This window comes from Escherichia sp. MOD1-EC5189, from assembly GCF_002966045.1.
Taxonomy (GTDB): Bacteria; Pseudomonadota; Gammaproteobacteria; order Enterobacterales; family Enterobacteriaceae; genus Escherichia; species Escherichia coli_F.
This window is the reverse complement of record NZ_PTRX01000026.1, coordinates 32747-57163: the sequence shown is the minus strand read 5'-3', so window position 1 is coordinate 57163 and position 24417 is coordinate 32747. Positions and strand designations below refer to the sequence as shown.

At 50.2% G+C, this 24417-nt stretch carries 22 protein-coding genes; 21 read left to right on the top strand and 1 reads right to left on the bottom strand.

The features are described from left to right. Nucleotides 1-139: 139 nt before the first annotated feature. Both ravA and viaA read left to right on the top strand, forming a co-directional pair. Nucleotides 140-1636: an ATPase RavA gene (gene ravA, locus ATB02_RS19685; protein ID WP_001353548.1), complete on the top strand. Its 1497-nt coding sequence runs from the start codon at nt 140-142 to the stop codon at nt 1634-1636. Beyond that, nucleotides 1630-3081: an ATPase RavA stimulator ViaA gene (viaA, locus tag ATB02_RS19680; protein WP_105272129.1), complete on the top strand. Its 1452-nt coding sequence runs from the start codon at nt 1630-1632 to the stop codon at nt 3079-3081. The genes ravA and viaA overlap by 7 nt, the downstream gene beginning before the upstream one ends. Before the next feature lie 4 nt (nt 3082-3085). Here the strand turns inward: viaA and asnA are convergent, their stop codons facing one another. Then, entirely contained in the window at nt 3086-4078 is a 993-nt protein-coding gene (gene asnA / locus ATB02_RS19675; protein WP_105272128.1) for an aspartate--ammonia ligase, read from the bottom strand. Between the two features lie 151 nt (nt 4079-4229). Between asnA and asnC the strand changes: the two genes are divergently transcribed. The 19 genes from asnC (at nt 4230) to lpfC-O113 (ending at nt 24416) form a co-directional block, all read left to right on the top strand. Continuing rightward, nucleotides 4230-4688, top strand: coding sequence for a transcriptional regulator AsnC (gene asnC, locus ATB02_RS19670; protein ID WP_000432970.1), 459 nt, complete (start codon nt 4230-4232; stop codon nt 4686-4688). Nucleotides 4689-4777: 89 nt separating this feature from the next. Further along, nucleotides 4778-5221 (top strand): FMN-binding protein MioC, encoded by a 444-nt coding sequence (gene mioC, locus ATB02_RS19665; RefSeq protein WP_000763742.1) that lies wholly within the window; start codon nt 4778-4780, stop codon nt 5219-5221. Between the two features lie 378 nt (nt 5222-5599). Then, the gene (mnmG, locus tag ATB02_RS19660; RefSeq protein ID WP_105272127.1) at nt 5600-7489 is read left to right on the top strand and encodes a tRNA uridine-5-carboxymethylaminomethyl(34) synthesis enzyme MnmG; all 1890 of its coding nucleotides are present in this window, start codon (nt 5600-5602) and stop codon (nt 7487-7489) included. A gap of 63 nt (nt 7490-7552) precedes the next feature. Then, complete coding sequence (gene rsmG, locus ATB02_RS19655) at nt 7553-8176, top strand: 16S rRNA (guanine(527)-N(7))-methyltransferase RsmG (protein WP_000932851.1); 624 nt, start codon at nt 7553-7555, stop codon at nt 8174-8176. Nucleotides 8177-8792: 616 nt separating this feature from the next. Continuing rightward, nucleotides 8793-9173 carry a F0F1 ATP synthase subunit I gene (gene atpI, locus ATB02_RS19650; RefSeq protein ID WP_000116699.1) on the top strand — a complete coding sequence of 127 codons (381 nt, stop codon included), beginning with the start codon at nt 8793-8795 and terminating at the stop codon, nt 9171-9173. An 8-nt stretch (nt 9174-9181) separates the two neighbouring features. Continuing rightward, nucleotides 9182-9997, top strand: a complete 816-nt coding sequence (gene atpB, locus ATB02_RS19645; protein WP_000135618.1) for a F0F1 ATP synthase subunit A — start codon at nt 9182-9184, stop codon at nt 9995-9997. A 46-nt stretch (nt 9998-10043) separates the two neighbouring features. Further along, entirely contained in the window at nt 10044-10283 is a 240-nt protein-coding gene (gene atpE, locus ATB02_RS19640) for a F0F1 ATP synthase subunit C (RefSeq protein WP_000429386.1), read from the top strand. 61 nt (nt 10284-10344) lie between these two features. Next, nucleotides 10345-10815, top strand: a complete 471-nt coding sequence (gene atpF / locus ATB02_RS19635; protein WP_001052219.1) for a F0F1 ATP synthase subunit B — start codon at nt 10345-10347, stop codon at nt 10813-10815. Between the two features lie 14 nt (nt 10816-10829). Next, nucleotides 10830-11363, top strand: coding sequence for a F0F1 ATP synthase subunit delta (gene atpH, locus ATB02_RS19630; RefSeq protein WP_001288587.1), 534 nt, complete (start codon nt 10830-10832; stop codon nt 11361-11363). 12 nt (nt 11364-11375) lie between these two features. Continuing rightward, nucleotides 11376-12917 (top strand): F0F1 ATP synthase subunit alpha, encoded by a 1542-nt coding sequence (gene atpA, locus ATB02_RS19625; RefSeq protein WP_001176745.1) that lies wholly within the window; start codon nt 11376-11378, stop codon nt 12915-12917. 50 nt (nt 12918-12967) lie between these two features. Then, nucleotides 12968-13831 (top strand): F0F1 ATP synthase subunit gamma, encoded by an 864-nt coding sequence (gene atpG, locus ATB02_RS19620; protein WP_000896498.1) that lies wholly within the window; start codon nt 12968-12970, stop codon nt 13829-13831. A gap of 26 nt (nt 13832-13857) precedes the next feature. Then, nucleotides 13858-15240, top strand: a complete 1383-nt coding sequence (gene atpD, locus ATB02_RS19615; protein WP_000190506.1) for a F0F1 ATP synthase subunit beta — start codon at nt 13858-13860, stop codon at nt 15238-15240. A 20-nt stretch (nt 15241-15260) separates the two neighbouring features. Next, nucleotides 15261-15680: a F0F1 ATP synthase subunit epsilon gene (locus ATB02_RS19610; protein WP_001251965.1), complete on the top strand. Its 420-nt coding sequence runs from the start codon at nt 15261-15263 to the stop codon at nt 15678-15680. A gap of 196 nt (nt 15681-15876) precedes the next feature. Continuing rightward, entirely contained in the window at nt 15877-16575 is a 699-nt protein-coding gene (locus ATB02_RS19605) for a Bax inhibitor-1/YccA family protein (RefSeq protein WP_000008757.1), read from the top strand. Between the two features lie 275 nt (nt 16576-16850). Continuing rightward, nucleotides 16851-18221, top strand: a complete 1371-nt coding sequence (gene glmU / locus ATB02_RS19600; protein ID WP_000933745.1) for a bifunctional UDP-N-acetylglucosamine diphosphorylase/glucosamine-1-phosphate N-acetyltransferase GlmU — start codon at nt 16851-16853, stop codon at nt 18219-18221. 161 nt (nt 18222-18382) lie between these two features. Then, nucleotides 18383-20212 carry a glutamine--fructose-6-phosphate transaminase (isomerizing) gene (gene glmS, locus ATB02_RS19595; protein WP_000334093.1) on the top strand — a complete coding sequence of 610 codons (1830 nt, stop codon included), beginning with the start codon at nt 18383-18385 and terminating at the stop codon, nt 20210-20212. Nucleotides 20213-20517: 305 nt separating this feature from the next. Continuing rightward, nucleotides 20518-21090 carry a long polar fimbria major subunit LpfA-O113 gene (gene lpfA-O113, locus ATB02_RS19590; protein WP_032185533.1) on the top strand — a complete coding sequence of 191 codons (573 nt, stop codon included), beginning with the start codon at nt 20518-20520 and terminating at the stop codon, nt 21088-21090. A 47-nt stretch (nt 21091-21137) separates the two neighbouring features. Beyond that, a complete protein-coding gene (gene lpfB-O113 / locus ATB02_RS19585) occupies nt 21138-21869 on the top strand; it encodes a long polar fimbrial chaperone LpfB-O113 (RefSeq protein WP_105272126.1) in 732 nt (243 codons plus the stop codon). Between the two features lie 24 nt (nt 21870-21893). Then, nucleotides 21894-24416 carry a long polar fimbrial usher protein LpfC-O113 gene (gene lpfC-O113, locus ATB02_RS19580; RefSeq protein WP_105272125.1) on the top strand — a complete coding sequence of 841 codons (2523 nt, stop codon included), beginning with the start codon at nt 21894-21896 and terminating at the stop codon, nt 24414-24416. Nucleotide 24417: the final 1 nt, after the last annotated feature.

The window sequence follows — 24417 nt, the reverse complement described above, 5'->3', positions numbered from 1 at the left end:
AAATCGTACTCCTAAATGCGGCCACATTAACCTGGCTCAAAGAAAAATAACCCCTCTTTGAGACTATTTTAGCCACCAGCAAGAAACGTCTATACTCGCAATTTACGCAGAACTTTTGACGAAAGGACGCCACTTCATTATGGCTCACCCTCATTTATTAGCGGAAAGAATTTCCCGCCTGAGCAGTTCGCTGGAAAAGGGGCTTTATGAACGTAGCCACGCTATTCGCTTATGTTTGTTAGCGGCATTAAGTGGTGAAAGTGTTTTTCTGCTTGGCCCGCCAGGTATTGCAAAAAGTTTGATCGCCCGGCGCTTAAAATTCGCCTTTCAGAATGCCCGTGCGTTTGAATATCTGATGACCCGCTTCTCCACGCCGGAAGAAGTTTTTGGTCCCCTTTCCATTCAGGCGCTAAAAGATGAAGGGCGCTATGAACGTTTAACCAGCGGTTACCTGCCAGAAGCAGAAATCGTCTTTCTGGATGAGATCTGGAAAGCGGGCCCGGCAATACTTAATACCCTGCTCACTGCCATTAACGAACGCCAGTTTCGCAACGGCGCACACGTAGAAAAAATCCCGATGCGCTTGCTGGTGGCTGCCTCCAACGAACTGCCGGAAGCAGACAGCAGCCTGGAAGCGTTATATGACCGTATGCTGATTCGTCTGTGGTTAGATAAAGTGCAGGATAAAGCGAATTTCCGCTCCATGCTGACCAGTCAACAGGATGAAAATGACAATCCGGTTCCTGCCTCCTTGCAGGTCACAGATGAAGAATATGAACGCTGGCAGAAAGAGATTGGTGAAATTACGCTGCCCGATCATGTATTTGAGCTGATTTTTATGCTGCGCCAGCAACTGGATAAATTACCGGATGCGCCTTATGTCTCGGATCGTCGCTGGAAAAAAGCGATCCGCTTATTGCAGGCCAGCGCCTTTTTTAGCGGTCGCAGTGCTGTTGCCCCGGTAGATCTCATTTTGCTGAAAGATTGCCTGTGGTATGACGCGCAAAGCCTGAATTTGATACAACAACAAATTGATGTATTGATGACCGGTCATGCCTGGCAACAGCAAGGGATGTTGACCCGCCTGGGCGCGATTGTGCAACGTCACCTGCAACTACAGCAGCAACAAAGCGATAAAACAGCCTTAACGGTAATTCGTCTGGGCGGCATTTTCAGCCGTCGTCAGCAGTATCAACTCCCTGTTAACGTTACTGCTTCCACTCTGACTCTGCTGCTGCAAAAACCGTTAAAACTGCATGATATGGAAGTGGTTCATATCTCCTTTGAGCGTAGCGCGCTGGAACAGTGGCTGAGCAGAGGTGGTGAAATTCGCGGCAAACTGAACGGTATCGGCTTTGCCCAGAAACTGAATCTGGAAGTTGATAGCGCCCAACATCTTGTCGTACGCGATGTAAGTTTACAAGGCAGTACGCTGGCACTTCCCGGTTCATCGGCTGAAGGTCTGCCAGGTGAAATAAAACAACAACTGGAAGAGCTTGAAAGCGACTGGCGCAAGCAACACGCTTTATTCAGCGAACAGCAAAAATGTCTGTTTATCCCTGGCGACTGGTTAGGTCGCATTGAAGCCAGCCTACAGGATGTCGGCACCCAGATTCGCCAGGCACAACAATGCTAACGCTGGATACGCTTAATGTGATGCTGGCCGTCAGCGAAGAGGGATTGATCGAAGAGATGATCATCGCGCTGCTGGCCTCACCGCAGCTGGCAGTCTTCTTTGAAAAATTCCCACGACTGAAGGCGGCAATCACTGATGATGTTCCCCGCTGGCGTGAGGCGCTGCGCAGTCGGCTGAAAGATGCCCGAGTCCCGCCGGAACTCACCGAAGAGGTGATGTGCTATCAGGAAAGCCAGCTCCTCTCCACGCCGCAGTTTATTGTGCAGCTACCACAGATCCTGGACTTACTGCATCGTCTGAATTCCCCATGGGCAGAACAAGCCCGACAGTTGGTTGATGCTAACAGCACGATCACTTCAGCGTTACACACACTTTTTCTCCAGCGTTGGCGTTTAAGTCTGATCGTGCAAGCAACGACGTTAAATCAACAGCTATTAGAAGAAGAACGCGAACAACTGTTGAGTGAAGTTCAGGAACGCATGACGCTGAGCGGGCAACTTGAACCGATTCTCGCAGATAACAATACCGCAGCTGGTCGTCTGTGGGATATGAGCGCCGGTCAGCTTAAACGTGGTGACTATCAGTTGATTGTGAAATACGGTGAATTTCTTAACGAACAGCCGGAACTGAAACGCCTGGCAGAACAGTTGGGGCGTTCCCGGGAAGCCAAATCAATACCGCGCAACGATGCGCAGATGGAAACCTTCCACACCATGGTGCGCGAACCGGCGACAGTTCCTGAGCAGGTTGATGGTCTGCAACAAAGCGACGATATTTTACGTCTCCTGCCGCCAGAACTGGCGACACTGGGGATAACGGAACTGGAGTATGAGTTTTACCGTCGGCTGGTGGAAAAACAGTTGCTCACCTATCGCCTGCACGGTGAGTCGTGGCGTGAAAAAGTGATCGAACGCCCGGTGGTGCATAAAGATTACGACGAACAGCCGCGCGGACCGTTTATTGTCTGCGTGGATACTTCCGGCTCAATGGGCGGCTTTAATGAACAGTGTGCGAAAGCGTTCTGTCTGGCATTGATGCGCATAGCCCTCGCTGAAAATCGTCGCTGCTTTATTATGTTATTTTCCACCGAGATCGTCCGTTATGAGCTTTCAGGCCCACAAGGCATCGAACAAGCAATCCGTTTTTTAAGCCAGCAGTTTCGTGGCGGTACCGATATTGCCAGTTGTTTCCGCGCCATTATGGAACGCTTGCAAAGCCGGGAATGGTTTGATGCCGATGCGGTGGTGATTTCTGATTTTATCGCCCAGCGGTTGCCTGATGATGTGACGAGTAAAGTAAAAGAGTTGCAGCAGATACATCAGCATCGCTTTCATGCCGTGGCGATGTCAGCGCACGGCAAACCCGGCATCATGCGCATTTTCGATCATATCTGGCGCTTTGATACCGGGATGCGAAGCCGCCTGCTCAGACGCTGGCGGCGATAAATTATTACAGCAGAGAAGGGACGCTCTCGCGAACAGCAGTAGGCCATACACCACACTGAACCTGACCGATATGTGGTAGTTGCAACAGCAGCATGGTCAAACGAGACTGGCCGATACCGCCGCCAATGGTCTGCGGCATTTCACCGCGCAGCAGCGCCTGATGCCACTCCAGCTGCAGGCGATCTTCGTCACCGGTCAGCGCCAGCTGATGCTTCAGCGTTTCGGCATCCACGCGAATCCCCATGGAAGAAAGCTCAAACGCATCTTCCAGTACCGGGTTCCACACCAGAATATCGCCGTTCAAACCCGCATGGCCCAGCTCTGACGGGGTGCTCCAGTCATCATAATCAGGTGCGCGCACGTCGTGGCGATGACCATCACTCAACTTGCCGCCAATCCCGACGAGAAATACCGCGCCAAGATCTTTCGCAATCGCCCGCTCACGCCCTTTGGCATCGAGATCCGGATAACGAGACAGTAACTCCTGGCTATGTACGAAGTGGATCTGATCCGGCAGGAACGGTGCCAGGCCAAACTCTTCGCTAACCGCAGCTTCGGTTGCTTTAATTCCCGCCCAGATCGCCTCTACCGTGCTTTTCAGAGTCGAGAATTGACGCTCGCCGTCGCCCATTACGCGTTCCCAGTCCCACTGGTCAACATAGACCGAGTGCAACGGGGAAAGACGGTCTTCATCGGGGCGAAGGGCTTTCATGTGCGTGTACAGCCCTTCGCCCGCGCTGAAGTCGTGTTGCCCTAAGGTCTGACGTTTCCACTTCGCCAGTGAATGAACCACTTCGAACTGGGCATCAGGCAGAGCTTTCACTTTTACCTGCACCGCTTTTTCACAGCCCGACAAGTTATCCTGCGTGCCATCCCCCACACGGCTAAGAATCGGTGCCTGGACTTCGATCAGCCCCAGACGTTCTTCCAGTTGACGAGAAAAGTGAGATTTCACGAAGCTAATTTGACGTTGTTTGGCAATGTAAGCGGTTTTCATTTTTTATACTCCTGCGTCCTGTTGCTTATGATTAAGCAACAAAAACCGACACACATGCAATAATCATTCAATAAAAAGACTCACATACTTTTGATTCATTAAAAAAGAAGGCTAAAATAGAATGAATCATCAATCCGCATAAGAAAATCCTATGGAAAATTATCTGATCGACAATCTGGACCGTGGCATCCTGGAAGCATTAATGGGCAATGCGCGCACCGCTTACGCCGAACTGGCGAAACAATTTGGCGTCAGTCCGGGGACAATTCACGTTCGAGTAGAGAAAATGAAGCAGGCGGGGATCATTACCGGGGCGCGTATTGATGTCAGCCCGAAGCAGCTCGGTTATGACGTAGGCTGCTTTATCGGAATTATATTAAAGAGCGCCAAAGACTATCCTTCCGCGCTGGCAAAGCTGGAAAGCCTCGATGAAGTCACTGAAGCCTATTACACAACTGGCCACTACAGCATCTTTATCAAAGTGATGTGCCGTTCGATCGATGCTCTCCAGCATGTACTTATCAACAAGATCCAAACAATTGATGAAATTCAGTCCACCGAGACACTGATCGTCCTGCAAAACCCGATCATGCGTACCATTAAGCCATGATCAGCTTTTTTAATCCCATACTTTTCCACAGGTAGATCCCAACGCGTTCACAGCGTACAATACGCCACTCTTAATAAAGGTGGCGGTTTATGGCAGATATCACTCTTATCAGCGGCAGCACCCTCGGCGGTGCCGAATATGTGGCAGAACACCTGGCTGAAAAGCTGGAAGAGGCGGGTTTTACCACCGAAACGCTGCACGGTCCGCTGTTGGAAGATTTATCTGCCTCGGGGATCTGGCTGGTTATCAGCTCAACCCACGGTGCCGGAGATATTCCGGACAACCTTTCTCCTTTCTATGAAGCATTGCAGGAACAGAAGCCCGATCTTTCTGCGGTCCGCTTTGGCGCTATCGGTATTGGCAGTCGTGAATATGACACCTTTTGTGGGGCTATCGATAAACTCGAGGCAGAACTCAAAAATTCCGGTGCAAAACAGACAGGCGAAACACTGAAGATCAACATCCTTGATCACGACATTCCGGAAGATCCGGCAGAAGAATGGCTGGGATCGTGGATTAATTTACTCAAATAAGTATACAGATCGTGCGATCTGTTGTGGATAACTCTGTCAGGAAGCTTGGATCAACCGGTAGTTATCCAAAGAACAACGGTTGTTCAGTTTTTGAGTTGTGTATAACCCCTCATTCTGATCCCAGCTTATACGGTCCAGGATCACCGATCATTCACAGTTAATGATCCTTTCCAGGTTGTTGATCTTAAACGCCGGATCCTTGTTATCCACAGGGAAGTGCGATCCTAATAAGAGATCACAATAGAACAGATCTCTAAATAAATAGATCTTCTTTTTAATACCCAGGATCCCAGGTCTTTCTCAAGCCGACAAAGTTGAGTAGAATCCACGGCCCGGGCTTCAATCCATTTTCATACCGCGTTATGCGAGGCAATCACCATGTTTTATCCGGATCCTTTTGACGTCATCATCATTGGCGGGGGTCATGCAGGCACCGAGGCCGCGATGGCCGCGGCGCGTATGGGTCAACAGACTCTGCTTTTGACACACAATATCGACACGCTGGGGCAGATGAGCTGCAACCCGGCGATCGGCGGTATTGGGAAGGGACATCTGGTAAAAGAAGTGGATGCACTCGGCGGCCTGATGGCTAAAGCGATCGATCAGGCGGGTATCCAGTTTAGGATACTAAACGCAAGCAAGGGACCGGCAGTTCGCGCTACCCGAGCTCAGGCGGATCGTGTGCTCTACCGTCAGGCGGTACGTACGGCGCTGGAGAACCAACCGAACCTGATGATCTTCCAGCAGGCGGTTGAAGATCTTATTGTCGAAAACGATCGCGTGGTCGGTGCTGTTACCCAAATGGGACTGAAGTTCCGTGCCAAAGCCGTCGTGCTCACCGTTGGGACGTTCCTCGACGGTAAAATTCATATCGGTCTGGATAACTACAGCGGTGGCCGTGCTGGTGATCCGCCGTCCATTCCGCTCTCTCGCCGTTTGCGTGAACTGCCGCTGCGCGTTGGTCGTCTGAAAACCGGGACACCGCCGCGTATTGATGCGCGTACTATCGACTTCAGCGTGCTGGCGCAACAGCATGGCGATAACCCAATGCCGGTATTCTCGTTTATGGGCAATGCGTCCCAGCATCCCCAGCAGGTGCCGTGTTATATCACCCATACCAACGAGAAAACCCATGATGTGATCCGCAGTAACCTCGATCGTAGCCCAATGTACGCAGGGGTGATCGAAGGTGTCGGCCCACGCTACTGCCCGTCGATCGAAGACAAAGTCATGCGCTTCGCCGACAGAAATCAGCATCAGATCTTCCTTGAACCGGAAGGGCTGACCTCTAACGAAATTTATCCGAACGGTATCTCCACCAGCCTGCCGTTCGATGTGCAGATGCAAATCGTCCGCTCCATGCAGGGGATGGAAAACGCGAAGATCGTGCGTCCGGGTTATGCCATTGAGTATGACTTCTTCGATCCACGCGACCTGAAACCGACGCTGGAGAGCAAGTTTATCCAGGGACTGTTCTTTGCTGGTCAGATTAACGGCACTACCGGTTACGAAGAAGCCGCTGCGCAAGGTTTGCTGGCCGGTCTTAACGCTGCCCGTCTGTCTGCTGACAAAGAAGGTTGGGCTCCGGCGCGTTCTCAGGCGTATCTCGGCGTACTGGTTGATGACCTGTGCACTTTAGGAACCAAAGAACCGTACCGTATGTTTACCTCGCGTGCAGAATATCGCCTGATGCTACGCGAAGATAATGCAGATCTGCGTTTGACTGAAATCGGTCGTGAACTGGGCCTGGTGGATGACGAACGTTGGGCGCGCTTTAACGAGAAACTTGAGAATATCGAGCGTGAGCGTCAGCGTCTGAAATCGACTTGGGTAACCCCGTCGGCGGAAGCTGCAGCCGAAGTGAATGCTCACCTGACTGCGCCGCTTTCCCGTGAAGCCAATGGTGAAGATCTGCTGCGTCGTCCGGAAATGACTTATGAAAAATTAACCATGCTGACGCCTTTTGCCCCTGCGTTGACAGACGAACAGGCGGCGGAACAGGTTGAGATTCAGGTTAAATACGAAGGTTATATTGCGCGCCAGCAAGATGAGATCGAAAAGCAGCAGCGTAACGAGAATACCTTGCTGCCAGCGACGCTGGATTACCGCCAGGTATCCGGTCTTTCTAACGAAGTGATCGCCAAACTTAACGATCACAAACCGGCTTCTATCGGTCAGGCTTCGCGTATTTCTGGCGTCACGCCTGCTGCCATCTCCATTCTACTGGTGTGGCTAAAAAAACAGGGTATGCTGCGTCGTAGCGCATAACGCATTAAAAATGCCTGGTAAGCACCCGCTTACCGGGCTACGCATCAAGAACAGGTAATCACCGTGCTCAACAAACTCTCCTCTCTGCTGAAAGACGCAGGAATTTCGCTTACCGATCACCAGAAAAACCAGCTAATTGCCTACGTGAATATGCTGCATAAATGGAATAAAGCGTACAACCTGACTTCGGTCCGCGATCCTAATGAGATGCTGGTACGCCATATTCTCGATAGCATTGTGGTGGCACCGTATCTGCAAGGTGATCGGTTTATCGATGTCGGCACCGGACCAGGACTGCCTGGCATTCCACTCTCTATCGTGCGTCCTGAAGCCCATTTCACGTTGTTGGATAGCCTTGGTAAACGCGTGCGTTTCCTTCGTCAGGTGCAACATGAGCTTAAACTGGAGAATATTGAGCCAGTACAGAGCAGGGTAGAAGAGTTTCCTTCTGAGCCGCCATTTGATGGCGTAATTAGCCGCGCCTTTGCCTCTCTGAACGATATGGTGAGCTGGTGCCACCATCTTCCTGGTGAGCAAGGTCGTTTCTACGCGCTGAAAGGCCAAATACCGGAAGATGAAATCGCTTTGTTGCCCGAAGAATATCAGGTCGAATCAGTGGTTAAACTTCACGTTCCGGCCCTGGATGGCGAACGTCATCTGGTGGTGATTAAAGCAAATAAAATTTAATTTTTATCAAAAAAATCATAAAAAATTGACCGGTTAGACTGTTAACAACAACCAGGTTTTCTACTGATATAACTGGTTACATTTAACGCCACGTTCACTCTTTTGCATCAACAAAGTAACGTGGCTTTTTTTGGTAAGCAGAAAATAAGTCATAAGTGAAAATATCAGTCTGCTAAAAATCGGCGCTAAGAATCATCATTGTCTGTTAAAACATTATTAAAAATGTCAATGGGTGGTTTTTGTTGTGTAAATGTCATTTATTAAAACAGTATCTGTTTTTAGACTGAAATATCATAAACTTGCAAAGGCATCATTTGCCAAGTAAATAAATATGCTGTGCGCGAACATGCTCAATATGTGATCTGAAGCACGCTTTATCGCCAGTGTTTACGCGTTATTTACAGTTTTTCATGATCGAACAGGGTTTGCAGAAAAGTCGCAATTGTATGCACTGGAAAAATATTTAAACATTTATTCACCTTTTGGCTACTTATTGTTTGAAATCACGGGGGCGCACCGTATAATTTGACCGCTTTTTGATGCTTGACTCTAAGCCTTAAAGAAAGTTTTATACGACACGCGGCATACCTCGAAGGGAGCAGGAGTGAAAAACGTGATGTCTGTGTCGCTCGTGAGTCGAAACGTTGCTCGGAAGCTTCTGCTCGTTCAGTTACTGGTGGTGATAGCAAGTGGATTGCTGTTCAGCCTCAAAGACCCCTTCTGGGGCGTCTCTGCATTAAGTGGAGGCCTGGCAGTCTTTCTGCCTAACGTTTTGTTTATGATATTTGCCTGGCGTCACCAGGCACATACACCAGCGAAAGGCCGGGTGGCCTGGACATTCGCATTTGGCGAAGCTTTCAAAGTTCTGGCGATGTTGGTGTTACTGGTGGTGGCGTTGGCGGTTTTAAAGGCGGTATTCTTGCCGCTGATCGTTACGTGGGTTTTGGTGCTGGTGGTTCAGATACTGGCACCGGCTGTAATTAACAACAAAGGGTAAAAGGCATCATGGCTTCAGAAAATATGACGCCGCAGGATTACATAGGACACCACCTGAATAACCTTCAGCTGGACCTGCGTACATTCTCGCTGGTGGATCCGCATAACCCCCCAGCCACCTTCTGGACAATTAATATTGACTCCATGTTCTTCTCGGTGGTGCTGGGTCTGTTGTTCCTGGTTTTATTCCGTAGTGTAGCCAAAAAGGCGACCAGCGGTGTGCCAGGTAAGTTTCAGACCGCGATTGAGCTGGTGATCGGCTTTGTTAATGGTAGCGTGAAAGACATGTACCATGGCAAAAGCAAGCTGATTGCTCCGCTGGCCCTGACGATTTTCGTCTGGGTATTCCTGATGAACTTGATGGACTTACTGCCTATCGACCTGCTGCCGTACATCGCTGAACATGTACTGGGTCTGCCGGCACTGCGTGTGGTTCCGTCTGCGGACGTGAACGTAACGCTGTCTATGGCACTGGGCGTATTTATCCTGATTCTGTTCTACAGCATCAAAATGAAAGGCATCGGCGGCTTCACGAAAGAGTTGACGCTGCAGCCGTTCAATCACTGGGCGTTCATTCCTGTCAACTTAATCCTTGAAGGGGTAAGCCTGCTGTCCAAACCAGTTTCACTCGGTTTGCGACTGTTCGGTAACATGTATGCCGGTGAGCTGATTTTCATTCTGATTGCTGGTCTGTTGCCGTGGTGGTCACAGTGGATCCTGAATGTGCCGTGGGCCATTTTCCACATCCTGATCATTACGCTGCAAGCCTTCATCTTCATGGTTCTGACGATCGTCTATCTGTCGATGGCGTCTGAAGAACATTAATTTACCAACACTACTACGTTTTAACTGAAACAAACTGGAGACTGTCATGGAAAACCTGAATATGGATCTGCTGTACATGGCTGCCGCTGTGATGATGGGTCTGGCGGCAATCGGTGCTGCGATCGGTATCGGCATCCTCGGGGGTAAATTCCTGGAAGGCGCAGCGCGTCAACCTGATCTGATTCCTCTGCTGCGTACTCAGTTCTTTATCGTTATGGGTCTGGTGGATGCTATCCCGATGATCGCTGTAGGTCTGGGTCTGTACGTGATGTTCGCTGTCGCGTAGTAAGCGTTGCTTTTATTTAAAGAGCAATATCAGAACGTTAACTAAATAGAGGCATTGTGCTGTGAATCTTAACGCAACAATCCTCGGCCAGGCCATCGCGTTTGTCCTGTTCGTTCTGTTCTGCATGAAGTACGTATGGCCGCCATTAATGGCAGCCATCGAAAAACGTCAAAAAGAAATTGCTGACGGCCTTGCTTCCGCAGAACGAGCACATAAGGACCTTGACCTTGCAAAGGCCAGCGCGACCGACCAGCTGAAAAAAGCGAAAGCGGAAGCCCAGGTAATCATCGAGCAGGCGAACAAACGCCGCTCGCAGATTCTGGACGAAGCTAAAGCTGAAGCAGAGCAGGAACGTACTAAAATCGTGGCCCAGGCGCAGGCGGAAATTGAAGCCGAGCGTAAACGTGCCCGTGAAGAGCTGCGTAAGCAAGTTGCTATCCTGGCTGTTGCTGGCGCCGAGAAGATCATCGAACGTTCCGTGGATGAAGCTGCTAACAGCGACATCGTGGATAAACTTGTCGCTGAACTGTAAGGAGGGAGGGGCTGATGTCTGAATTTATTACGGTAGCTCGCCCCTACGCCAAAGCAGCTTTTGACTTTGCCGTCGAACACCAAAGTGTAGAACGCTGGCAGGACATGCTGGCGTTTGCCGCCGAGGTAACCAAAAACGAACAAATGGCAGAGCTTCTCTCTGGCGCGCTTGCGCCAGAAACGCTCGCCGAGTCGTTTATCGCAGTTTGTGGTGAGCAACTGGACGAAAACGGTCAGAACCTGATTCGGGTTATGGCTGAAAATGGTCGTCTTAACGCGCTCCCGGATGTTCTGGAGCAGTTTATTCACCTGCGTGCTGTGAGTGAGGCTACCGCTGAGGTAGACGTCATTTCCGCTGCCGCGTTGAGTGAACAACAGCTCGCGAAAATTTCTGCTGCGATGGAAAAACGTCTGTCACGCAAAGTTAAGCTGAATTGCAAAATCGATAAGTCTGTAATGGCAGGCGTTATCATCCGAGCGGGTGATATGGTCATTGATGGCAGCGTACGCGGTCGTCTTGAGCGCCTTGCAGACGTCTTGCAGTCTTAAGGGGACTGGAGCATGCAACTGAATTCCACCGAAATCAGCGAACTGATCAAGCAGCGCATTGCTCAGTTCAATGTTGTGAGTGAAGCTCACAACGAAGGTACTATTGTTTCTGTAAGTGACGGTGTTATCCGCATCCACGGCCTGGCCGATTGTATGCAGGGTGAAATGATCTCCCTGCCGGGTAACCGTTACGCTATCGCACTGAACCTCGAGCGTGACTCTGTAGGTGCGGTTGTTATGGGTCCGTACGCTGACCTTGCCGAAGGCATGAAAGTTAAGTGTACTGGCCGTATCCTGGAAGTTCCGGTTGGCCGTGGCCTGCTGGGCCGTGTGGTTAACACTCTGGGTGCACCAATCGACGGTAAAGGTCCGCTGGATCACGACGGCTTCTCTGCTGTAGAAGCTATCGCCCCGGGCGTTATCGAACGTCAGTCCGTAGATCAGCCGGTACAGACCGGTTATAAAGCCGTTGACTCCATGATCCCAATCGGTCGTGGTCAGCGTGAATTGATCATCGGTGACCGTCAGACCGGTAAAACCGCACTGGCAATCGATGCCATCATTAACCAGCGCGATTCCGGTATCAAATGTATCTATGTCGCTATCGGCCAGAAAGCGTCCACTATTTCTAACGTGGTACGTAAACTGGAAGAGCACGGCGCACTGGCTAACACCATCGTTGTGGTAGCAACCGCGTCTGAATCCGCTGCACTGCAATACCTGGCGCCGTATGCCGGTTGCGCAATGGGCGAATACTTCCGTGACCGCGGTGAAGATGCGCTGATCATTTACGATGACCTGTCTAAACAGGCTGTTGCTTACCGTCAGATCTCCCTGCTGCTCCGTCGTCCGCCAGGACGTGAAGCATTCCCGGGCGACGTATTCTACCTCCACTCTCGTCTGCTGGAGCGTGCTGCGCGTGTTAACGCCGAATACGTTGAAGCCTTCACCAAAGGTGAAGTGAAAGGGAAAACCGGTTCTCTGACCGCGCTGCCGATTATCGAAACTCAGGCGGGTGACGTTTCTGCGTTCGTTCCGACTAACGTAATCTCCATTACCGATGGTCAGATCTTCCTGGAAACCAACCTGTTCAACGCCGGTATTCGTCCTGCGGTTAACCCGGGTATTTCCGTATCCCGTGTTGGTGGTGCAGCACAGACCAAGATCATGAAAAAACTGTCCGGTGGTATCCGTACCGCTCTGGCACAGTATCGTGAACTGGCAGCGTTCTCTCAGTTTGCATCCGACCTTGACGATGCAACACGTAAGCAGCTTGACCACGGTCAGAAAGTGACCGAACTGCTGAAACAGAAACAGTATGCGCCGATGTCCGTAGCGCAACAGTCTCTGGTTCTGTTCGCAGCAGAACGTGGTTACCTGGCGGATGTTGAACTGTCGAAAATCGGCAGCTTCGAAGCCGCTCTGCTGGCTTACGTCGACCGTGATCACGCTCCGTTGATGCAAGAGATCAACCAGACCGGTGGCTACAACGACGAAATCGAAGGCAAGCTGAAAGGCATCCTCGATTCCTTCAAAGCAACCCAATCCTGGTAACGTCTGGCGGCTTGCCTTAGGGCAGGCCGCAAGGCATTGAGGAGAAGCTCATGGCCGGCGCAAAAGAGATACGTAGTAAGATCGCAAGCGTCCAGAACACGCAAAAGATCACTAAAGCGATGGAGATGGTCGCCGCTTCCAAAATGCGTAAATCGCAGGATCGCATGGCGGCCAGCCGTCCTTATGCAGAAACCATGCGCAAAGTGATTGGTCACCTTGCACACGGTAATCTGGAATATAAGCACCCATACCTGGAAGACCGCGACGTTAAACGCGTGGGCTACCTGGTGGTGTCGACCGACCGTGGTTTGTGCGGTGGTTTGAACATTAACCTGTTCAAAAAACTGCTGGCGGAAATGAAGACCTGGACCGACAAAGGCGTTCAATGCGACCTCGCAATGATCGGCTCAAAAGGCGTGTCGTTCTTCAACTCCGTGGGCGGCAATGTTGTTGCCCAGGTCACCGGCATGGGGGATAACCCTTCCCTGTCCGAACTGATCGGTCCGGTAAAAGTGATGTTGCAGGCCTACGACGAAGGCCGTCTGGACAAGCTTTACATTGTCAGCAACAAATTTATTAACACCATGTCTCAGGTTCCGACCATCAGCCAGCTGCTGCCGTTACCGGCATCAGATGATGATGATCTGAAACATAAATCCTGGGATTACCTGTACGAACCCGATCCGAAGGCGTTGCTGGATACCCTGCTGCGTCGTTATGTCGAATCTCAGGTTTATCAGGGCGTGGTTGAAAACCTGGCCAGCGAGCAGGCCGCCCGTATGGTGGCGATGAAAGCCGCGACCGACAATGGCGGCAGCCTGATTAAAGAGCTGCAGTTGGTATACAACAAAGCTCGTCAGGCCAGCATTACTCAGGAACTCACCGAGATCGTCTCGGGGGCCGCCGCGGTTTAAACAGGTTATTTCGTAGAGGATTTAAGATGGCTACTGGAAAGATTGTCCAGGTAATCGGCGCCGTAGTTGACGTCGAATTCCCTCAGGATGCCGTACCGCGCGTGTACGATGCTCTTGAGGTGCAAAATGGTAATGAGCGTCTGGTGCTGGAAGTTCAGCAGCAGCTCGGCGGCGGTATCGTGCGTACCATCGCAATGGGTTCCTCCGACGGTCTGCGTCGCGGTCTGGATGTAAAAGACCTCGAACACCCGATCGAAGTCCCGGTAGGTAAAGCGACTCTGGGCCGTATCATGAACGTACTGGGTGAACCGGTCGACATGAAAGGCGAGATCGGTGAAGAAGAGCGTTGGGCGATTCACCGCGCAGCACCTTCCTACGAAGAGCTGTCAAACTCTCAGGAACTGCTGGAAACCGGTATCAAAGTTATCGACCTGATGTGTCCGTTCGCTAAGGGCGGTAAAGTCGGTCTGTTCGGTGGTGCGGGTGTAGGTAAAACCGTAAACATGATGGAGCTTATTCGTAACATCGCGATCGAGCACTCCGGTTACTCTGTGTTTGCGGGCGTAGGTGAACGTACTCGTGAGGGTAACGACTTCTACCACGAAATGACCGACTCCAACGTTATCGACAAAGTATCCCTGGTATATGGCCAGATGAACGAGCCGCCGGGAAACCGTCTGCGCGTTGCACTGACCGGCCTGACCATGGCTGAGAAATTCCGTGACGAAGGTCGTGACGTTCTGCTGTTCGTTGACAACATCTATCGTTACACCCTGGCCGGTACGGAAGTATCCGCACTGCTGGGTCGTATGCCTTCAGCGGTAGGTTATCAGCCGACCCTGGCGGAAGAGATGGGCGTTCTGCAGGAACGTATCACCTCCACCAAAACTGGTTCTATCACCTCCGTACAGGCGGTATACGTACCTGCGGATGACTTGACTGACCCGTCTCCGGCAACCACCTTTGCGCACCTTGACGCAACCGTGGTACTGAGCCGTCAGATCGCGTCTCTGGGTATCTACCCGGCTGTTGACCCGCTGGACTCTACCAGCCGTCAGCTGGACCCGCTGGTGGTTGGTCAGGAACACTACGACACCGCGCGTGGCGTTCAGTCCATCCTGCAACGTTATCAGGAACTGAAAGACATCATCGCCATCCTGGGTATGGATGAACTGTCTGAAGAAGACAAACTGGTGGTAGCGCGCGCTCGTAAGATCCAGCGCTTCCTGTCCCAGCCGTTCTTCGTGGCAGAAGTATTCACCGGTTCTCCGGGTAAATACGTCTCCCTGAAAGACACCATCCGTGGCTTTAAAGGCATCATGGAAGGCGAATACGATCACCTGCCGGAGCAGGCGTTCTACATGGTCGGTTCCATCGAAGAAGCAGTGGAAAAAGCCAAAAAACTTTAACGCCTTAATCGGAGGGTGATATGGCAATGACTTACCACCTGGACGTCGTCAGCGCAGAGCAACAAATGTTCTCTGGTCTGGTCGAGAAAATCCAGGTAACGGGTAGCGAAGGTGAACTGGGCATTTACCCGGGCCACGCACCGCTGCTCACCGCCATTAAGCCTGGTATGATTCGCATCGTGAAACAGCACGGTCACGAAGAGTTTATCTATCTGTCTGGCGGCATTCTTGAAGTGCAGCCTGGCAACGTGACCGTTCTGGCCGACACCGCAATTCGCGGCCAGGATCTCGACGAAGCGCGAGCCATGGAAGCGAAACGTAAGGCTGAAGAGCACATTAGCAGCTCTCACGGCGACGTAGATTACGCTCAGGCGTCTGCGGAACTGGCCAAAGCGATCGCGCAGTTGCGCGTTATCGAGTTGACCAAAAAAGCGATGTAACACCGGCTTGAAAAGCACAAAAGCCAGTCTGGAAACAGGCTGGCTTTTTTATATGTATTTTGCTGATTGATACAAAAATTATATTATTCATCAAAAAGTTAGCGTCTTGTTAAGTCGTTAATTGTCACCTTTTCTCCATAGTGATATCGTCCCTGTTGTTATTATTATTTCTATAATTATATGAGGGATCATATCTATGTCTTTTAAAACGTCTTTTGAAGGTGTCCAACCGGTTGTGATGACCGATCGCGCCACCTTTATCCGCCGTGCTTATATGCATCTGGCTGGGGCAGTTGTCGGGTTCATCATTCTCAGCGCGCTGTTTATCTTTAGTGGGCTTGGCAAAATGATGCTTAGGGTGCTGATGAACAGTGGTCAGTTTGGTTGGCTGGTGGTGCTGGGTGCTTTTATTCTGGTCAGCATGCTGGCGACTCGTCTGGCAGATAATGTGGAGTCTAATCAGACCCAACTGATTGGACTGGGGATATACGTACTGGCAGAAGCGTTAATTTTTGCACCTTTACTGACACTGGCAGCGTATATTAATCCAGCAATTATTGGCGCGGCGGGCATCACCACAGCACTGCTTGTGGGTGGTCTGACATTCACTGCCTTCACGACCAAAAAAGATTTCTCTTTCATGCGTTCGTTTTTAACCATGGCGGGCTTTATCGCTTTCGGTGCCATTATCGCGAGCATTTTTATGGGATTCTCACTGGGCGTCTGGTTCTCGGCGGCAATGGTGCTGTTGTGTGCTGGCTTCGTGCTGTACGACACGTCTAATATTATTCATCATTATCCTACCGATCGTCCGGCAGGCGCGGCGCTACATCTCTTCGCCTCTATCGCTACCATGTTCTGGTATGTTCTGCGCATTTTCATGTCCCGCGATTAACCCTGCTTGTATAAACCAGCGAAATTATTCGCTGGTTTTCCCGTTTATTCATTGATCGAAATAAGAGCAAAAACATCCACCTGACGCTTAAATGAAGGTACTGCCTTAATTTTCTGCAGACAAAAGGCGTGACGATGGTCGAAAATGGCGCTTTCGTCAGCGGGGATAATCCGTTATTGAACAATTTATCCTCTGTCCATTTCACGATGAAAAAAATGTAGTTTTTTCAAGGTGAAGCGGTTTAAATTCGTTCTCAAATTACAGTCAGGACGCGTATGTTGAATAATGCTATGAGCGTAGTGATCCTTGCCGCAGGTAAAGGCACGCGCATGTATTCCGATCTTCCGAAAGTGCTGCATACCCTTGCCGGGAAAGCGATGGTTCAGCATGTCATTGATGCTGCGAATGAATTAGGCGCAGCGCACGTTCACCTGGTGTACGGTCACGGCGGCGATCTGCTTAAACAGGCGCTGAAAGACGATAACCTGAACTGGGTGCTTCAGGCAGAACAGCTGGGTACGGGTCATGCAATGCAGCAGGCTGCACCTTTTTTTGCCGATGACGAAGACATTTTAATGCTCTACGGCGACGTGCCGCTGATCTCTGTTGAAACACTCCAGCGTCTGCGTGATGCTAAACCGCAGGGTGGCATTGGTCTGCTGACGGTGAAACTGGATGATCCGACCGGTTATGGACGTATCACCCGTGAAAACGGCAAAGTTACCGGCATTGTTGAGCACAAAGATGCCACCGACGAGCAGCGTCAGATTCAGGAGATCAACACCGGTATTCTGATCGCCAACGGCGCAGATATGAAACGCTGGCTGGCGAAGCTGACCAACAATAATGCGCAGGGCGAATACTACATCACCGACATTATTGCGCTGGCGTATCAGGAAGGACGTGAAATTGTTGCCGTTCATCCGCAACGTTTAAGCGAAGTAGAAGGCGTGAATAATCGCCTGCAACTCTCCCGACTGGAGCGCGTTTATCAGTCCGAACAAGCTGAAAAGCTGCTGTTAGCAGGCGTTATGCTGCGCGATCCGGCGCGTTTTGATCTGCGCGGTACGCTTACTCACGGGCGCGATGTTGAAATTGATACTAACGTTATCATCGAGGGCAACGTGACTCTCGGTAATCGCGTGAAAATCGGCACCGGTTGCGTGATTAAAAACAGCGTGATTGGCGATGATTGCGAAATTAGCCCGTATACCGTTGTGGAAGATGCGAATCTGGCAGCGGCCTGTACCATTGGCCCGTTTGCCCGTCTGCGTCCTGGTGCTGAGTTGCTGGAAGGCGCACACGTCGGTAACTTCGTTGAGATGAAAAAAGCGCGTCTGGGTAAAGGCTCGAAAGCTGGTCATCTGACTTACCTGGGGGATGCGGAAATTGGCGATAACGTCAACATCGGCGCAGGAACCATTACCTGCAACTACGATGGTGCCAATAAATTTAAAACCATTATTGGCGACGATGTGTTTGTTGGATCCGATACTCAGCTGGTGGCCCCGGTAACGGTAGGCAAAGGCGCAACCATTGCTGCGGGTACAACTGTGACGCGTAATGTTGGCGAAAATGCTCTGGCAATCAGCCGTGTGCCGCAGTCGCAAAAAGAAGGCTGGCGTCGTCCGGTAAAGAAAAAGTAATTCTGGCTGGGTAATCCGGCCATATGGGGTGAGGAGATAACATAATCTCCCGCCCACAAGCAGTAACTATAAAAATAACCCCACTCTCTACAAAGGCTCGGGGCGCCCGAAAAACGGGCATACAGGTTGACCGACAACGATATAAATCGGAATCAAAAACTATGTGTGGAATTGTTGGCGCGATCGCGCAACGTGATGTAGCAGAAATCCTTCTTGAAGGTTTACGTCGTCTGGAATACCGCGGATATGACTCTGCCGGTCTGGCGGTTGTAGATGCAGAAGGTCATATGACCCGCCTGCGTCGCCTCGGTAAAGTCCAGATGCTGGCCCAGGCAGCGGAAGAACATCCTCTGCATGGCGGCACCGGGATTGCTCACACTCGCTGGGCGACGCACGGCGAACCTTCAGAAGTGAATGCGCATCCGCATGTTTCTGAACACATTGTGGTGGTGCATAACGGCATCATCGAAAACCATGAACCGCTGCGTGAAGCGTTAAAAGCACGTGGCTATACCTTCGTTTCTGAAACCGACACCGAAGTGATTGCACACCTGGTGAACTGGGAACTGAAACAAGGCGGTACTCTGCGTGAGGCTGTTCTGCGTGCTATTCCGCAACTGCGCGGCGCGTACGGTACGGTAATTATGGACTCCCGTCACCCGGATACCCTGCTGGCGGCTCGTTCTGGTAGCCCGCTGGTGATTGGCCTGGGCATGGGCGAAAACTTTATTGCTTCTGACCAGTTGGCGCTGTTGCCAGTGACCCGTCGCTTTATCTTCCTTGAAGAAGGCGATATTGCGGAAATCACTCGCCGTTCGGTAAACATCTTCGATAAAACTGGCGCGGAAGTGAAACGTCAGGATATCGAATCCAATCTGCAATATGACGCGGGCGATAAAGGTATTTACCGCCACTACATGCAGAAAGAGATCTACGAACAGCCGAACGCGATCAAAAACACCCTTACCGGGCGCATCAGCCACGGTCAGGTTGATTTGAGCGAGCTGGGACCGAACGCCGACGAACTGCTGTCGAAGGTTGAGCATATTCAGATCCTCGCCTGTGGTACTTCTTACAACTCCGGTATGGTTTCCCGCTACTGGTTTGAAGCGCTGGCAGGTATTCCGTGCGATGTTGAAATCGCCTCTGAATTCCGCTATCGCAAATCAGCCGTGCGTCGTAACAGCCTGATGATCACTCTGTCGCAGTCCGGTGAAACCGCGGATACCCTGGCGGGTCTGCGTCTGTCAAAAGAATTGGGTTACCTTGGATCGCTGGCAATCTGTAACGTTCCTGGCTCTTCGCTGGTACGTGAATCCGATTTGGCGCTGATGACCAATGCGGGTACGGAAATTGGCGTGGCGTCCACCAAAGCATTCACCACTCAGTTAACCGTGTTGTTGATGCTGGTGGCGAAGCTGTCTCGCCTGAAAGGTCTGGATGCCTCCATTGAGCATGATATCGTGCATGGTCTGCAGGCGTTACCGAGCCGTATTGAGCAGATGCTGTCTCAGGACAAACGCATTGAAGCACTGGCAGAAGATTTCTCTGACAAACATCACGCGCTGTTCCTGGGCCGTGGCGATCAGTACCCAATCGCGCTGGAAGGCGCATTGAAGCTGAAAGAGATCTCTTATATTCATGCGGAAGCCTACGCAGCAGGCGAACTGAAACACGGTCCGCTGGCGCTGATTGACGCGGATATGCCGGTTATCGTCGTCGCACCGAACAACGAACTGCTGGAAAAACTGAAATCCAACATTGAAGAAGTTCGTGCGCGTGGTGGTCAACTGTACGTCTTCGCCGATCAGGATGCTGGTTTTGTGAGCAGTGATAACATGCACATCATCGAGATGCCGCATGTGGAAGAGGTGATTGCACCGATCTTCTACACCGTTCCGCTGCAGCTGCTGGCCTATCACGTTGCGCTGATTAAAGGCACTGACGTTGACCAGCCGCGTAATCTGGCAAAATCGGTAACGGTTGAGTAATTTTCATCATTGATATAAAAGGGCTGCCGACGGGCGGCCTTTTTTATAAAGTGTATCAACGGTTTATTATTGATGCACAAATTAATATAAATATATTCTGAATTATTGGTGATGTCCTATTACGCACTTGATTTTTTACTGTTTTAATAATATTTATATAATAAATTTATATTTAATTTCGCATAATTAATATTATTTTTAGATAAAAATACCCCTTTGGTGTACTATGCCTCTGAATCATAAAATCACTTATTAATTTAAGTTATGATTTAGACTGAAGGATATATTATATCAATGGAGTTTGTATGAAACGTAATATTATTGGCGGTGCAATTACGCTGGCATCTTTAATGTTAGCCGGAAATGCACTTGCAGAAGATGGCGTTGTTCACTTTGTCGGTGAAATTGTCGATAGCACATGCGAAGTGACTTCCGATACCGCCGATCAAACAGTACCTCTTGGTAAGGTCAGTAAAAGTGCGTTTTCAGGAGTAGGCAGCCTGGCGTCACCACAGCAATTTAGTATTAAACTGGAAAATTGCCCAGCAACCTATACTCAGGCAGCCGTCCGTTTCGATGGTACTGAAGCACCTGGCGGAGACGGTGACCTGAAAGTGGGTACACCGCTGACATCAGGTACACCTGGTGATTTTACCGGTACAGGACAAGCGATTGCGGCAACCGGCGTCGGTATTCGTATTTTTAACCGGGCGGATAATTCTCAGGTTAAACTTTATAACGACTCTGCTTATAGCACAATCGACGCTGACGGTAAGGCTGAAATGAAGTTTATTGCACGCTATGTTGCTACCAATGCGACCGTAACGGCGGGTACAGCAAACGCGGATTCACAATTCACCGTCGAATATAAGAAATAATTAATACAGGGCCTTTTTATTCAGTTGGCTTTGGCCAGGGAGTCGTTATGTCCAGAAAAAGTTGTTTAATCAGGCTCTTTAAAACAACAATTTCGTGTAATTTATTGAGGATTATTATTCTAAGCATCTTTTTCCTCCAGCCGACATTGACCTGTGCAGGTGTTGTCATTGGCGGTACACGGGTTGTTTATTTGAGTAATAATGCAGATAAATCTATTTCTGTATTTAGTAAGGAAGAAAAAATTCCTTATCTCATCCAGGCATGGGTGGACCCATTTAATAAAGATGATAAAACTAAAGCGCCATTTATTGTTATTCCTCCGGTATCACGGTTAGAACCCGCACAAGAAAAAATATTACGTATTGTCCACACCAAAGGTTTGTCATTACCAGAGGATCGTGAGTCTGTCTTCTGGCTAAATATCAAAAACATTCCGCCCTCTGCGAGCAACAAAGAAGCGAATTCGCTGGAAATCGCCGTTAAAACGCGAATTAAGCTGTTCTGGAGACCGGCATCTATCCGCATGATTCCCGAAAATGCCGCACCAAAGGTGAAGTGGCATCGGGAAGGCCGAAATCTTATTGCTGAGAACCCTAACCCGATTCATATCAGCGTGATGGATGTCATTGTTGATGGCCATGATGTGCCTCTCAACATGATCCGACCTTTCGAGACGCTCACATTACCGTTGCCTGCTAATTCTTCGGGTAGCCAAATGACCTGGCGATTTATTAATGACTACGGCGCGATAAGCGAGCCAATAAAGCAAGCGTTGTAAGCATTGCATAAGGATAGGCGAATTATGGTTACGACCAGAATAGCGGTTGGTCTGACGGCAGGGACGTGTCTCGTTTTCTCGCAAAGCCTGATGGCCGAGGTCAGCGTATTTAATCCGGCGCTGCTGGAAATAGACCATCAATCCGGAGTCGATATTCGCCAGTTTAACAAAGCGAATCACATACCTCCCGGCGTCTACAGTGTTGATATTTTTATCAATGGCAAAATGTTCGAGCGTCAGGATGTGACTTTTGTTCAGGATAACCCTGATGCCGATCTGCACGCTTGCTTTGTCGCGGTTAAAAAAACGCTGACTTCCTTTGGCGTAAAAGTTGACGCGCTGAAAGCGCTCAATAAGGTGGATGACAAGGCCTGTATTGACCCTGCACCACGCATTGAAGGCTCAACCTGGCAACTGGACAGCGATAAGCTGCAACTGAATATCACCATTCCCCAGATCTATATGGATGCGATGGCTTACGATTACATAAGCCCCACGCGTTGGGATGAGGGAATTAACGCACTGACTATCAACTACGATTTTTCCGGTTCACATACTCTGCGCTCGGATTACAGCTCACAGGAGACCGATACCAGTTATCTCAACCTGCGTAACGGACTCAATATTGGGCCGTGGCGACTCCGCAATTACAGCACCTTGAACACCACCGATGGTCGTGCGGAATACAACTCTATCAGTACCTGGATACAACGTGATATTGCTGCGTTAAGAAGCCAGATTATGATTGGCGATACGTGGACGGCGAGCGATATTTTCGACAGCACGCAAATCCGTGGTGCACGACTTTATACTGATAAAGATATGTTACCCGCCAGCCAGAATGGCTTCGCGCCTGTGGTTCGTGGGATTGCAAAATCCAACGCCACCGTCATCATTCGACAGAACGGCTACGTAATTTATCAGTCAGCCGTTCCACAAGGTGCCTTTGAAATCACCGACCTCAATACTGCCAGCTCAGGCGGCGACCTGGATGTGACTATCAAGGAAGAAGATGGTAGTGAACAACGATTCACCCAGCCTTATGCGTCGCTGGCAATCCTCAAACGTGAAGGTCAGACCGATGTAGATGTTAGCGTGGGGGAGCTGCGCGATGAAGATGGTTTTACTCCTGACGTGCTTCAGGCACAGATCCTTCATGGCTTGCCCCACGGTTTTACCTTGTATGGTGGCGTACAGGCTGCTGAAAAGTATGGTTCTGTTGCTTTGGGGGTAGGTAAAGATCTCGGTTCTCTGGGAGCCATCTCTTTAGATGCGACACATGCCAGAGCGAAATTTGCAGATGATGATACGGAAACGGGTCAGTCATATCGTTTTCTGTATTCAAAACGTTTTGACGATACAGACACCAGCTTACGCCTGGTTGGCTATCGTTACTCCACCGAAGGCTACTATACCCTCAATGAATGGGCATCCCGGCAAAATAGTCCCGAAGATTTCTGGCAAACCGGAAACCGTCGCAGCCGTGTGGAAGGAACGTTAACGCAATCGCTGGGCAGAGATTATGGCAACTTATACCTGACATTAAGCCGCCAGCAATATTGGCACACAGATGATGTCGAACGATTAATCCAATTTGGTTACAGCAGTAGCTGGAAGCGACTCTCGTGGAACGTCTCGTGGAGTTATTCCAATACGGCCCGGCAAGGGACGAGTAATAGTTATGCCAGTGATAACACCAGCGAACAAATCTACATGCTCTCTTTATCAGTTCCATTATCGGGCTGGTGGGGAAATAGTTATGCCACCTATTCGGTTTCGCAAAATGATGATTCTGGTAGCTCGCATCAACTTGGCCTAAGCGGTACGGCGCTGGAGAAAAATAATCTCTCCTGGAATCTCATGCAGTCCTATAACAGCCGCGATGATCAAGTAGGCGGTAATATGTCGCTGACCTATGACGGTACCTACGGCACGTTAAACGGCAGTTATAACTACAGCCAAAATTCTCAGCGACTCAATTATGGTATCCGGGGTGGCATTCTGGCGCACAGTGAAGGGATAACGTTTAGCCAGGAACTGGGTGAAACCATTGCCCTTATTAAAGCACCGGGAGCCGCAGGTCTGGAAATTGATAATATGCGCGGGGCGGCAACAGACTGGCGTGGTTACACCGTTAAGACACAGCTAAATCCTTATGATGAAAACCGGGTAGCGATCAGCGACAACTATTTCTCTAAGTCGAATGTTGAACTCGATAATACCGTCGTTACGATGGTTCCTACCCGCGGCGCGGTGGTTAAAGCGGAGTTTGTGACGCATGTGGGTTACCGCGTTCTCTTCAGAGTGGTAAATGCAAATGGTAAACCGGCACCTTTTGGCGCCATTGCCTCAGTTCAAAACACAAGTACCGCCGATTCAGGAATAGTCGGTGATTCTGGTGAGCTTTATCTCTCGGGTCTGTCAGATAAAGGACAGGTCACTTTATCCTGGGGAGGAGACGCAGTCACGAAATGTACCTTTGGCTACTCACTTTCAGTACCAGAAAATGAGAATGGTTTAATTGAGCAGAGTGTCACCTGTAATTAAA

Bases quoted from the DNA above. Each gene is read 5' to 3' on its own strand.
- ravA (WP_001353548.1), top strand. From the start codon at position 140: ATGGCTCACCCTCATTTATTAGCGGAAAGAATTTCCCGCCTGAGCAGT.
- viaA (WP_105272129.1), top strand. From the start codon at position 1,630: ATGCTAACGCTGGATACGCTTAATGTGATGCTGGCCGTCAGCGAAGAG.
- asnA (WP_105272128.1), bottom strand. From the start codon at position 4,078: ATGAAAACCGCTTACATTGCCAAACAACGTCAAATTAGCTTCGTGAAA.
- asnC (WP_000432970.1), top strand. From the start codon at position 4,230: ATGGAAAATTATCTGATCGACAATCTGGACCGTGGCATCCTGGAAGCA.
- mioC (WP_000763742.1), top strand. From the start codon at position 4,778: ATGGCAGATATCACTCTTATCAGCGGCAGCACCCTCGGCGGTGCCGAA.
- mnmG (WP_105272127.1), top strand. From the start codon at position 5,600: ATGTTTTATCCGGATCCTTTTGACGTCATCATCATTGGCGGGGGTCAT.
- atpI (WP_000116699.1), top strand. From the start codon at position 8,793: ATGTCTGTGTCGCTCGTGAGTCGAAACGTTGCTCGGAAGCTTCTGCTC.
- atpB (WP_000135618.1), top strand. From the start codon at position 9,182: ATGGCTTCAGAAAATATGACGCCGCAGGATTACATAGGACACCACCTG.
- atpE (WP_000429386.1), top strand. From the start codon at position 10,044: ATGGAAAACCTGAATATGGATCTGCTGTACATGGCTGCCGCTGTGATG.
- atpH (WP_001288587.1), top strand. From the start codon at position 10,830: ATGTCTGAATTTATTACGGTAGCTCGCCCCTACGCCAAAGCAGCTTTT.
- atpA (WP_001176745.1), top strand. From the start codon at position 11,376: ATGCAACTGAATTCCACCGAAATCAGCGAACTGATCAAGCAGCGCATT.
- atpG (WP_000896498.1), top strand. From the start codon at position 12,968: ATGGCCGGCGCAAAAGAGATACGTAGTAAGATCGCAAGCGTCCAGAAC.
- atpD (WP_000190506.1), top strand. From the start codon at position 13,858: ATGGCTACTGGAAAGATTGTCCAGGTAATCGGCGCCGTAGTTGACGTC.
- ATB02_RS19610 (WP_001251965.1), top strand. From the start codon at position 15,261: ATGGCAATGACTTACCACCTGGACGTCGTCAGCGCAGAGCAACAAATG.
- ATB02_RS19605 (WP_000008757.1), top strand. From the start codon at position 15,877: ATGTCTTTTAAAACGTCTTTTGAAGGTGTCCAACCGGTTGTGATGACC.
- glmU (WP_000933745.1), top strand. From the start codon at position 16,851: ATGTTGAATAATGCTATGAGCGTAGTGATCCTTGCCGCAGGTAAAGGC.
- glmS (WP_000334093.1), top strand. From the start codon at position 18,383: ATGTGTGGAATTGTTGGCGCGATCGCGCAACGTGATGTAGCAGAAATC.
- lpfA-O113 (WP_032185533.1), top strand. From the start codon at position 20,518: ATGAAACGTAATATTATTGGCGGTGCAATTACGCTGGCATCTTTAATG.
- lpfB-O113 (WP_105272126.1), top strand. From the start codon at position 21,138: ATGTCCAGAAAAAGTTGTTTAATCAGGCTCTTTAAAACAACAATTTCG.
- lpfC-O113 (WP_105272125.1), top strand. From the start codon at position 21,894: ATGGTTACGACCAGAATAGCGGTTGGTCTGACGGCAGGGACGTGTCTC.